General features: G+C 61.2%; 1 pseudogene. It reads right to left on the minus strand.

The features are described 5' to 3' along the window. Positions 1-10 precede the first annotated feature (10 nt). A pseudogene (locus tag ABFX56_RS16210) lies at positions 11-255 on the minus strand (ABC transporter permease); the annotation flags it as partial.

Here is a 255-nt window from a genome sequence, read left to right on the forward strand (position 1 = left end):
ATAACGTTGATCACCCGAGTGTCGAGAGAGACCGGAGTGGCCTCGTCCGGACGACCTGGACACTGCCGGCGGAGACTCCGGCCGGCACCACGATGCGTTGAAGCACGCTGAACACTACCTCGGAGAGCATCGCAAGCACGATGACGACAATCGACCCGGCGAGCTTCTGCGGATAATCGTTGGTCTTGAGGCCGAGGAACAGAAAATGGCCGAGCCCGCCTGCTCCGACGTAGTCGGCCAGGGTGACAGTGCAAA

It is taken from the genome of Parafrigoribacterium mesophilum (genome assembly GCF_039652555.1).
GTDB lineage: Bacteria > Actinomycetota > Actinomycetes > Actinomycetales > Microbacteriaceae > Parafrigoribacterium > Parafrigoribacterium mesophilum.